This is a genomic window from Synechococcus sp. O70.1, assembly GCF_047462215.1.
Taxonomy (GTDB): domain Bacteria; phylum Cyanobacteriota; class Cyanobacteriia; order Thermostichales; family Thermostichaceae; genus Thermostichus.
Map to the genome: position 1 here is coordinate 1 of NZ_JANSIT010000012.1, position 11,041 is coordinate 11,041.

General features: G+C 62.4%; 6 protein-coding genes. 4 read left to right on the top strand and 2 right to left on the bottom strand.

Annotated elements, in window-relative coordinates; translation table 11 throughout:
- Positions 1–606, top strand: a 606-nt coding sequence (locus NW833_RS08055; RefSeq protein ID WP_414412122.1) for a serpin family protein, incomplete at its 5' end; no start/stop codon positions are given.
- Between the two features lie 3 nt (positions 607–609).
- Here NW833_RS08055 and NW833_RS08060 read toward each other — a convergent pair.
- Both NW833_RS08060 and NW833_RS08065 read right to left on the bottom strand, forming a co-directional pair.
- Complete coding sequence (locus NW833_RS08060) at positions 610–2,391, bottom strand: NFACT family protein (RefSeq protein WP_414412123.1); 1,782 nt, start codon at positions 2,389–2,391, stop codon at positions 610–612.
- 82 nt (positions 2,392–2,473) lie between these two features.
- Positions 2,474–3,043 (bottom strand): DUF3727 domain-containing protein, encoded by a 570-nt coding sequence (locus NW833_RS08065; protein ID WP_414412124.1) that lies wholly within the window; start codon positions 3,041–3,043, stop codon positions 2,474–2,476.
- Positions 3,044–3,198: 155 nt separating this feature from the next.
- On the opposite strand from NW833_RS08065, the gene NW833_RS08070 reads away from it, so the two are divergent.
- From NW833_RS08070 to NW833_RS08080, 3 genes are read left to right on the top strand one after another with little or no spacing between them, the layout of a single operon-like run.
- Complete coding sequence (locus NW833_RS08070; RefSeq protein ID WP_414412125.1) at positions 3,199–6,072, top strand: helicase-related protein; 2,874 nt, start codon at positions 3,199–3,201, stop codon at positions 6,070–6,072.
- A complete protein-coding gene (locus tag NW833_RS08075; protein ID WP_414412126.1) occupies positions 6,069–10,757 on the top strand; it encodes a DUF559 domain-containing protein in 4,689 nt (1,562 codons plus the stop codon). Before NW833_RS08070 ends, NW833_RS08075 begins: the two co-directional genes overlap by 4 nt.
- Before the next feature lie 35 nt (positions 10,758–10,792).
- Complete coding sequence (locus NW833_RS08080) at positions 10,793–10,999, top strand: type II toxin-antitoxin system VapB family antitoxin (protein ID WP_414412127.1); 207 nt, start codon at positions 10,793–10,795, stop codon at positions 10,997–10,999.
- Positions 11,000–11,041: the final 42 nt, after the last annotated feature.

Consider the following 11,041-nt stretch of genomic DNA (forward strand, 5'->3'; position numbering starts at 1 on the left):
GCCCTGACAGAGCCCCAGCCCTTCACCCGCCCGGATGGCAGCCGTGTCCAAGTGCCGATGATGGCTCAATCCGGCCGCTACGGCCACCGGGAGACCAAGCAGCTCCAGGTGGTGCGCCTGCCCTATGGGGAAGGGGAGCTGGCCCTGCTGATCCTGCTGCCGAAACCGGGAGTAAGCTTAGAAGCCCTGCGGCAGGAGCTCAGCCCAGAAACGTGGCAAGAATGGACGGGATCCCTGCCCACCCGCCCCGGCTCGGTGCGGATCCCCAAGCTTAAGCTGGCCTACGAGACCGATCTGGGGCCGGCTTTGCAGCAGTTGGGCCTGGGGATCGCCTTTTCCCGTCGGGCCGATTTCAGCCAGATGACCCCAGAGCCGACACGGGTCAGCAGAGTCTTGCACAAGGCGGCCCTCGAAGTCAACGAAGAGGGATCCGAGGCGGCAGCCGCCACTGGCGTGCTTGTCTCGCGCACCGCTCTCGACCGGCAAGAGCCCTTCCAATTCGTAGCGGATCGCCCCTTCTGGTTGGCCATTGTGGCCTCGGGATCCGGCGGCAACCCGGCGGCTCAAACGCTGCTGTTTATGGGATCCGTAGTAGACCCGAAGTAGAGGCTACAACAGGGCTGGGAGGCTTTCCACAAGCAACTGAGCGCGGCTGGGGCGCCCCCACAGCACCTGCTCGTGCTTGTAGACCACCATTCCGGGGGGGGATCCCTTGGGCTTAAAGACGCATTTGGGGCGGGTATAGACCACGGGCACCTGCTCGCTGAAGCGGCCGCGGCTAAAATAGGCCGCCAAGTCGGCAGCCGCTTGGAGATCTTCGCTTTCGGCCACCGCCCCTGGAGGCAGGCGTAACAGCACATGGCTGCCCGGGATCTCCTGGGCATGGAACCACCAGTCCTGGTCTTGGGCGACGCGAAAGGTCAGCCGCTCATTTTGCCAGTTGTTGCGCCCCACCCAGATAGAAAAGCCACTGGGGCTAGTGAAGCGATAGGGGTTGAAGCTGGCTGAGGAGGCCCGCCTAGATCCCTCTAGCCGGCTGGGGCTTTCTAGGTAGCCTTGCTGAATCAGCTCCGCCTCAATTTCCTGGAGGACGGCCAAGTCCTGGGGCTCGCGGTAGGCTTCTAGCTGCTGCAGGGACGCTTCCACCTGCTCTAGGTAGCGGATCTCTTGCGCTACAGCTTCTAGCAAAGGTCGGACGGCCTCCTGGGCTCGCTTTTGTTTGCGGTGCTTGCGGTAGTAGGCCTGGGCGTTGAGAACAGCGTTTTTCTCCGGATCCAGGGGGATCTTGACCCTCTGGCCGCTGGCAAAATCCGGCAGCTCAATCGAGCTCAGCCCTGGCCGCCAGAGGTGGAGATGGGCCATGAGGAGATCGGCAGCCTGCTTGGAGGCTTCGGCCTGGGCCGAGTCGGCCAACATCTTCTCAAAGTGCTCGCGCCGCTGGCGGAGTTTTTTCAGCAGGGCAGCTAGCTTTTGCCCCAGACGCTGCCGCTCCCGCTCAAAGCGTTCGCGGTTGAGCTGGGCTTGGTAGTAGGTTTCTAGGAGCTGGTGCAAGTTGGGCTGAACGGGATCCCCGCTGGAGCCCCCCCAGCCGAGAACAGTGTACCCCTGGGGGGTGAGTGCCGGCTCAAACCGGCCTGTTTCCAGCCGAGCCAGCCAGTCCTGCCACCAAAAAAACAGGGCTTGCCACTCCTGGGGCGAGAGTTGGCTGCTGGGGGTTTGGGGTGGGATCCCGGCCTGCAGGCACATCGCCTCTGCCAAATGCCGGCTGAGGCCACGGTAGCCGCGCAGCAGCCGTTGACTGATGGGGCCAGGGATCAAGGCAAGGCGCTCCTGCCACTGGGAGAAGGGCTCGGCTGGCTGCGGGATGGGATCGCTGAGGGCAGGGGGAGCTTCGTAAGGTAGACCCGGCTGCACGGGGCGGACCCGCGACTGCCGCTCGCTGACCCCGTGGCCACAGGCCAAGATCACGCCCCCCTCGTCCACCAGGATGGCATTGCTGTACTTGCCCATGACTTCCAAATAAAGGTGGCGTTGGGGGGGATCCCCAGGACGAGGGCCAAAGCGAAAGTCAATCACCCGCTCCCACTCGTCCAGCAGCGCCAGCTCTGTCAAGGCCAAGCCCCGCAGGTGCCGTTGCAGGTGTTGGCTAAATGGGAAGTCCTCTGCCTCCTTAGGGGGAGCCTGACAGAGGTGAACTCGGGCCGCCTGGGGATGCCAAGACAGGAGCAAGCAAGGCCGGGCCGTGAGGGTGCGTAGGCCAATCACCACTGTCCAGAGATCCGTCTGCTGGATCCACTCCACGCGGGCAGGCAGCAAGGGATCCCCGCCGGCCTCAGCCCGTTTGAGATCCGCCAGCACCGCCCGGAGGGTGGTCAGGTCAACCGGTTGCATCCCTGCTGCTCCTTAGGGCGATCTAAAGTCTAGGCGCCCTGCCACCGCCAGCAGCTCAAAGCCGCAGGGAGAGAGGCGTCACCTACTCCTCATCCTCGCCCGCCTCGTCTAGATCCAAGAGCAGCGCACTAAGCTGATTGAAAAGAGCAGGAGAGTCTTCTGGATCCAGCAGGTAGGGATCCCCCTCGTCGGGCAGGGCGACGTAAATGAGCGGCGGCTCAAGGGGCGTAAAGACGCCGTACTGTTTGTCCTGGTGGAAGAAAGTAGCCAACAGTTGGAACTCCTGGGCTTCCTCCTCGCTTTCGCCCAGCTCAAACACATCTTCCTCTTCCACGGGGGGCAGCTCTCCCTGCACCGTCAGGATGTCAAAGCCGTTTTGCTGCAGGGTCAGGTTCAACTCCCCCAAAACCGCTTGGAGGGTGGGGAGAGCCGCCTGGAGCTCCTCGGGATCCGGCTCATCCAGGATCCCTTCCATCTCTGCATCTCCATTCTGCCCGGGCTCCTCCTCCCACACCAGCACTTTGATGACGGCATCCAGGGGGGTGGCCAAGGCATAGACCTGATCCTCAATGACCACCCGTCTTAGCACCTCGCACTTGAGAGGCTGGTTTTGCTCGTCGCGGAGCTCCAGGGTTTCGCAAGACTTAGCCATGGAAAACAGCCCAGATTGACATCCTCCCCACCCTCCTGGCTTGCCAAAGCCCACTGCCCACCCAGGCAAACCCGTAGCAGTAGGGCGAGGCTTCTTCTTGATTCTACTTGGACAACAGCTAGTTTAAGCTTGTTCCGTGGCGCCTTTTGGGTTCCATGCAGCCTGGCTCAGTTGTTCGCTTCCGCCACCGCGAGTGGGTGGTGCTCCCGGGGGATACCGAGGAAGTCCTGGTGCTCCGGCCCCTGACTGGCACCCCTGAGGAGGGGGTTCACGTCCACCGGCGGCTTATGCATCTGGTGGGAGGTACCCTGCCCTTTGAGCGGGTTACCCCTGCCTCATTTCCCCTGCCAAGCGCCAAGAATGTTTCCGACGCTACAAGCACTTACCTTCTCTGGCAGGCTGCCCGGCTAATCCTACGGGAGGGAGCCACCCCCTTCCGCTCCCTGGGCCGCATCTCCATCCGCCCACGGGTGTACCAGTTTGTGCCGCTGCTCATGGCCCTGCGCCTAGATCCGGTGCGGCTGTTGATTGCCGACGACGTGGGGGTGGGCAAAACCATTGAGGCCCTGCTGATAGCCAGAGAGCTTTGGGATCGCGGCGAGATCCGACGCCTTTGCGTCCTGTGTCCCCCTTACCTCTGCGAGCAGTGGGCCAGTGAGCTGGCGGAAAAGTTTAACCTTGAGCCCGTGATCCTCCGCTCGGGAACGGTGGGACAACTGGAGCGGAAAACCCCCCCTGGGCGCAGCCTCTACGAACACTTCCCTGTCCAGGTGGCCAGCATTGACTTCCTCAAGACCGAGCGCAACCGCCACCAATTTCTGCAATTTTGTCCTGAGCTGGTCATTGCCGACGAAGTCCACGGGGCAGCGGCAGCTCCCGGCAGAAGCCAGCAGGAACGCCATAGCCTGCTCAAAGCAGTGGCCCAAAAGCCCAGCCGCCACTTGATCCTGCTGACGGCCACCCCCCACAGCGGCATTCCAGAGGCCTTTCGCTCGCTGCTGGGGCTGTTGCGGCCTGAGTTTGAGGGGTGGGATCTCCAGGCTCTCTCAGAAGAGCAACGTCTCCAGCTAGCCCGTCACTTTGTCCAGCGCACCCGGCGGGACATTAGGGAGACCTGGCAAGAGCTGACCTGTTTTCCAACCCGCGAAGCTGGGGACGCAACCTACACCCTTTCTGAGCGGCAGCGGGAGCTGTTTGGGCGCACCTATGCCTTTTGCTCAGAGCTGGTGCGGACAGGAGAACACCTGGAGCAGCGGCGGCGGCGAGTGCGCTACTGGGGGGCTCTGGCTCTCTTGCGCTGTGTGATGTCCAGCCCAGCAGCAGCCGTGGCCGCCTTGCGCCATCGCAGCGGCCTAACCCCGGAGGCAGAAGACCTTGAGGCGGAGTTGAGCCGCTGGGTGTTCGAGTCGGCAGAAGAGCGGGTTGACGATGAATGGTCAGCGCTAGCTCTAGAAGCTGGAGATAGCGACCGCCGCCGGCTACAAGCTCTGGCTCGGCTAGCTGAACACCTGCAGGGCCCCGAGCACGACACCAAGTTGGCGCGGGCCATTGAGTTGGTGAAGAGGTTGCTCGAAGAAGGCTTTCACCCCATCCTCTGGTGCCGCTACGTAGCCACAGCGGAGTACCTGGCCAGCCACCTGCGGCAACACCTGGGATCCGCCGCCCAAGTAGCCTGCGTAACCGGCAGGATGGGGGACGAGGAGCGCAAGGCCAAGATTGCCGAACTGGCCGTTGAGCAGCCCCGGGTACTGGTGGCCACCGACTGCCTTTCGGAAGGGATCAACCTGCAGGAAAAGTTTACCGCCGTTATCCACTACGACCTGCCCTGGAACCCCAATCGGCTGGAGCAGCGGGAGGGGCGGGTGGATCGCTACGGCCAAAAAGCCGACCGGGTCAAGGTGATCCGCTTTTTTGGGCAGGACAACCCCATCGACGGCGTAGTGCTGAAGGTGTTGCTGGACAAGGCGCGGGAAATCCACCGCACCCTCGGCACCCCGGTGCCTGTCCCAGAAGCCAGCGAAAGCGTTACCCAGGCTGTGCTGGAAGCCCTCTTCCTGCGCCAAGGAGAGTGGTCAGCCGAGCGCCAGTTGGTGCTGGATCTGGACGGAGAAGTGCTCAAGTTTCACCAGCAGTGGGAGGAGCAGGCCCAGCGGGAAAAGCTCAACCGCACTCGCTTTGCCCAGCGGGCCCTCAAGCCTGAAGAAGTGCAGCGGGAGCTGGAGGCTGCAGATGCTGTCCTAGGGGATCCCGAGGCCGTCCGCGAGTTTTTCTTGACTGCCGCCCAGCGCCTCAACCTGACGGTAACCCCCCAGAAGCAGCCTGGAGTTTACCAGGTGAGTGTGGGCGCCGAGGCCACCGCCACCCTGCCGGAAGCCCTTCGCCTGGCTCTACCCGCTTCCAAGAGCGGGCGCTGGCTCATTAGCTTTGACTCGCCTACACCGCCAGGGGCCGAGTATGTTGGCCGCAACCACCGCTTTGTGGCTGCCCTGGCCCACTTTTTGCTGGAGGAGGCCCTCAGCGCTGGGGAGAATCCCCTCGTCTGCCGCTGCGGCGCTCTCCGCACCCGGGCTGTAGCTGAGCTCACCACCCTCTTGCTGCTGCGGGTGCGCTACCTGCTGGAGCTATCCCAGAACCAGCCCCTTTTGGGGGAGGAGGTGTTGGTGCTGGGCGGGGTTGGCCTGGAAAGGGGGGAGGCCCAGTGGCTGGAGACAGCCACCGCTTGGCAACTGCTGGCCAAAGCCAAGCCGGATGCCAACCTGCCCTTGGCAGAAAAACAGGAGCTGGTCGAGCATCTCCTGGCCTGTCTTGGCCCCTGGCCGGAAACAGGGGAAAACTGGGGGACAGGGCACCCCCTGCAGCAGGCGGTGCGGGAGCGGATTGGCCAGCGGGCTAGTGAGCTGGAGGCTGCCCACAGGCGCATCCGTCAGGCGGTGTCGCTGCAGGTGCGGGGCCTGCAGGTAAAGCCGCAGTTTCCCCCAGATCTTTTGGGACTTCTGGTTCTCCAACCTTTGGTGGGCGGGCAGAAATGAGTGAGTGGGCTGGGGTACGCATCGAAGGGGGCCTGTTGGGGCCTGACATCCTGGAGAAACTTCTAGCCGGGGATCTGCCAGGACAAAAGCCAGAGGACTTTGGCCTAGCCAGCAAGCGCAGCCTCACCGAAGAGATGGCCATGGCGCTGGCCACTGCCCGCACCTACTGGGAGGCTTTCCAGGGGCGGTTGGCCCGTCTGCCCCAAGCGGATCTGGGCACTTCGGTCACGCGCGACGCCTGGGTTATCCCGTTCTTGAGCCTGCTGGGCTACGAGCTGCACTACAACTCACGGGCCCAGGAGGTTGACGGTGCTACCTTTGCCATCTCCCACCGGGCAGGGGAGGCAGAAGAGGCGCCGCCAGTGCACATTGTGGGCGTGCGGCAGGAGCTGGGGCGGCTGGCTCCAACGGGCCGACCTCGTCTAGCGCCCCATTCTCTATTGCAGGAGTATCTCAACCGCAGCGAGCACCTCTGGGGCATTGTCACCAACGGCGTGACCCTGCGCCTTTTGCGCGACTCCACCTATGTGCGTCGGCAGGCCTATGTGGAGTTTGACCTAAGGCAAATCCTAGAGGAGCAGCGGTTTAACGACTTTGCCCTTCTCTTTCGGCTGCTGCACCGCAGCCGGCTGCCCCAAGTTGCAGGGCAAGCGGCGGATTGTCTGTTGGAAAAGTACTACCAGCAGGCTCTGGAGCAGGGTGGCCGGGTACGGGAGCGACTGCGGGATGGGGTGGAAGCCTGCCTCAAGGGCTTGGCCAATGGGTTTCTCTCCCACCCCAAGAACTCCCAGTTGCGGGATTGGCTGGCTTCTGGCGGGTCGGCAGCTTTGGAGTTCTACCGCCAGTTGCTGCGGCTAGTCTATCGCTTCTTGTTCCTGCTGGTCTCGGAGGAGCGGGGGCTTATCAGCGCCAGTCCTCTCTACCGGGATCACTACGGCGTGGGTCGGCTGCGGCAGCTTTTGGAGCGGCGGAGCGCCTTTACGGAACATGAGGATCTCTGGTGCAGCCTGCGAGTGCTCTGGCGGGTGCTCTCCCAAGAGGAGCTGGCCCAGCTTTTGGGAGCTGCCCCTCTCAATGGGGACCTCTTTGCTCCCCTGGAGCTGGATAGCTGCAGCCTCAGCAACCGGGATCTGCTGCAGGCCTTCTGGCACTTGGCCTACTACCAAGAAAGCCCCACCTCTCCCCCTCGCCGGGTGAACTACGCTGCCCTGGACGTGGAGGAGCTGGGATCCGTCTACGAAAGTCTGCTGGACTACCAGCCCCAGGTTGTCACCTCCCAGGGGGTGCCTCGCTTTGAACTCGGCTACGGCTCTGAGCGCAAGAGCACGGGCTCTTACTACACCCCACCGGAGCTAGTGGCTGAACTGGTCCGCTCGGCGTTGGAGCCCGTCCTGGAAGCACGGCTAGAGGAAGCAAGAAAGATAGCTAGCAGGGAGTGGAGCTCGATCCCTCCAGCCCTTCGCCAGAGGCTTGCCCGCCAAGTCGCTGCAAGACTGGCAAAGCCCCCTGGAGGTCAACGGCAGGCAACTCCCTCGGAAGAAGAACTGGCCCTAGCCTGGCAGTCTACCCCCTTGAGTGACCGCCACATTCTTGCGGCTGAGCAGGCCCTGCTTTCCCTGCGCATCCTGGATCCTGCCTGTGGGTCGGGGCACTTCCTGCTGGCGGCGGCCCGGCGTTTGGGCAAGGAGCTGGCCAAGATTCGCAGCGGCGAAGAGGAACCTGCCCCAGAGCGGGTGCGGGAAGCCATCCGGGATGTTGTAGCCCATTGCCTCTATGGTGTGGACAAAAACCCCCTGGCGGTGGAGCTCTGTCGGGTGGCCCTGTGGCTAGAAGCCCACTGTGCCGGCAAGCCCCTTACCTTTTTGGATCACCGCATCAAGTGTGGCGACTCGCTGGTGGGGGTGCTGGATCCCAAGGTGTTGCAAGCAGGCATTCCCGATGAAGCCTTCACCCCGGTCAGCTCTGACTCCAGGGAGGCTGCCCAGTCCCTCAAGAGGCGCAATCGCAGCGAGCGCAAAGCTTTGCAAAGCGGGCAACTTTCCCTTCCCCTTGAACCTGAGGAGGCGCTGACCAAGCTAAGCCAGGAACGACAGGAGCTAGAAGCCATTCCAGATAACTCCCCGGAGGAGGTGAGCCGTAAGCAGCAGCTCTATAGCCGCTACTGCCAAGACCCGGAACACCAAAAGCTGGTGGAAGCCTGCCACCTCTGGACAGCGGCCTTTTTCCAGCCCTTGACCTCTGACTTCTCCAGAGCCATTACCACCCAAGCGGTGATTGACCGGCTGGAGGGTAGGGCCCATCCCCAAGCTCTAGCAACTGCCCAAGCCCTGGCCTCAGAGCAACGCTTCTTCCACTGGCCGCTGGAGTTTCCTGAGGTCTTTGAGCAGGGCGGCTTCGACGTCATTCTGGGCAACCCGCCGTGGGAGCGGATCAAGCTCCAGGAAGAGGAGTTTTTTGCCAGCCGCGATGCCCAGATTGCCAAAGCACCCAATGCTGATGCCCGCAAGCGCTTGATTAAGCAACTGCCTGAGGTCAACCCTGCTCTGTGGGCAGAGTATCAACACGCCCTGCATGCTGCCGAAAGCACTAGCCGCTTTTTGCGCAGCAGTGGAGCCTATCCGCTCACGGGTCGCGGCGACATCAACACCTATTCCGTTTTTGCCGAGAGGGTGCGCCTCCTGCTTAGCCCCCGCGGACGGGCGGGCATCATCGTCCCCACCGGCATCGCCACCGACGCAACCAACCAGTTCTTCTTCGCCGACCTGGTGGAAAAGGGGCAACTGGCCAGTCTGTTTGATTTTGAAAACCGCGACAAACTCTTCCCGGCGGTGGATAGTCGCATGAAATTCTGCCTGCTCACCCTCACCGGCAGAAACGTATCAGCGAGTGCCCCTGCTTTCGCCTTCTTCGCGACCCGCACCGAACACCTGCACGACTCACGCCGAGTGTTCAGCCTGACTGCCGAGGACATCGCCCGCATCAACCCCAACACCCGCACCCTGCCCGTCTTCCGTACCCGGCAAGATGCCGACCTGACCCGCGCCATCTATCAGCGCGTGCCGGTACTGGTGAACGAACGCACGGGTGAAAACCCTTGGGACGTGCGCTTCATGGCGATGTTCCACATGTCCAACGACTCCCATCTTTTCCGTACCCGTGCAGAGCTGGAAAAGCAAGGTTACCGGCTGGTGGGGAATGTGTTTGTGCCCTCACCCCCTAGCCCCCTCTCCCACGCTGCGGGAGAGGGGGGAAGGATCGCAGCCCCCGACCTCTCTTCTCGCGCTGCAGGAGAAGGAGGGTACGAATTACCCAAGGCCAGCCAGGAACTGATTGCCAGGGCGCGGCAGTTGCGTCGCGAGGCGACGACCGCCGAAAGCCTGCTCTGGGAATTGTTGCGTGACCGTCGGCTGCTAGGCCGAAAATTCCGGCGTCAACATCCGATTGGACAATTCATCGCCGACTTCTTCTGTGACGATGCCCGCCTGATCATTGAGATAGATGGCGCCGTGCACCGCGAACCCACTCAGCAGGAACGCGACCGTTTGCGGGAGGAAATCCTGCGCGAACATGGCTTTGCCATTCTGCGCTTTACCAATGACCAGATACTCGACCGCACAGAACAAGTCCTCCAAGAAATTGCTGCCTATGTCACTGCCCATTCCTACGAGCATCCTTCTCCCCTCTCCCTAAGCCTTGGGAGAGGGGCCGGGGGTGAGGGCCGCTACCTCCCCCTCTACGAAGCCAAGATGATCTGGCACTATGACCACCGCTACGGCACCTATGAGGGCGTGCGCGACCGCTCCAGCACCCAACTGCCCACGCCTGATGAGCGCCAGCACGCCGACCCGCACTTCGTCGTTCTGCCCTGGTACTGGGTGCGGGCGGAAGAAGTGCAAGCCCGCCTGGGCGAGTGGCAACGCGGCTGGCTGCTGGGCTTCCGCAATGTAACCAACGCCACCAACGAACGCAGCGCTGTTTTTGGATTGCTGCCAAAGGCGGGGGTAGGTAATAGCCTGCCCGTGTTGCTTCCATCGAACATATCTGCACCTTTCGTCGCAGGTTTGGTTGCGAATTTCTCAACATTTCCATTTGACTGGGTCGTTCGTCAAAAACTGGCAGGCGTTAACATGAACTTCTTTTACGTCGAACAGTTCCCCGTCCTGCCGCCGGATGCCTACACCCCCGAGGATTTGCGCTTCATCGTCCCGCGCGTGCTGGAGCTGGTCTACACCTCCTGGGACATGAAACCCTTCGCCGACGACGTATGGCGAGAGGCAGACGAAGGATTGCGGGCTGTGATTAGACCTCACCCCCCGACCCCCTCGCCCGCAGCACTGGGTGAGGGCTTCCCCTTCCCGCCGTTCACCTGGAACGAGGAACGCCGCGCCATCCTCCGCGCTGAACTGGATGCGTACTACGCCCGGCTCTACGGCCTGACGCGCAAGCAACTGCGCTACATCCTCGACCCGGCAGACCTCACCGAACGCGAACTTGCCGACATCCTCGACCCGCGGGAAGAGGTGGCAGACCCGCTCGACCCGGCTGGCTACGCTACCCGCGCTGCTGCTAGCACCTTCCCCGGCGAAACCTTTCGCGTGCTGAAGGAGAAGGAGATACGTCAATACGGCGAATACCGCACCCGGCGGCTGGTGCTAGAGGCATGGGAGAAGCTGGCGCAACACTAATTTCATTTCATTATGCGTAAACAGGGGAGCTTCCCATGCGGACTAACGTTGTCTTGGATGACGAGCTGATCGAGTTGATCGAGCGGGCTCGCCAGCTAACCGGCCTCAAGACCAAGCGCGAGATAATTCACGAAGCGCTGCGCACCCTCATTCGGCTCCGCGAGCAAGCCGAGATCCGCAACTTACGCGGCAAGTTGAAATGGGAGGGAGATCTGCACGAGCAACGCCTCTCCTCTCCCTAAGATCTCCCAGCCCAAGCCTCAGGGCGATCCTCTTGCAGTCGC

Coding starts and splice junctions, on each gene's coding strand:
- NW833_RS08060 (WP_414412123.1), bottom strand. CDS start 2,391: ATGCAACCGGTTGACCTGACCACCCTCCGGGCGGTGCTGGCGGATCTC.
- NW833_RS08065 (WP_414412124.1), bottom strand. CDS start 3,043: ATGGCTAAGTCTTGCGAAACCCTGGAGCTCCGCGACGAGCAAAACCAG.
- NW833_RS08070 (WP_414412125.1), top strand. CDS start 3,199: ATGCAGCCTGGCTCAGTTGTTCGCTTCCGCCACCGCGAGTGGGTGGTG.
- NW833_RS08075 (WP_414412126.1), top strand. CDS start 6,069: ATGAGTGAGTGGGCTGGGGTACGCATCGAAGGGGGCCTGTTGGGGCCT.
- NW833_RS08080 (WP_414412127.1), top strand. CDS start 10,793: ATGCGGACTAACGTTGTCTTGGATGACGAGCTGATCGAGTTGATCGAG.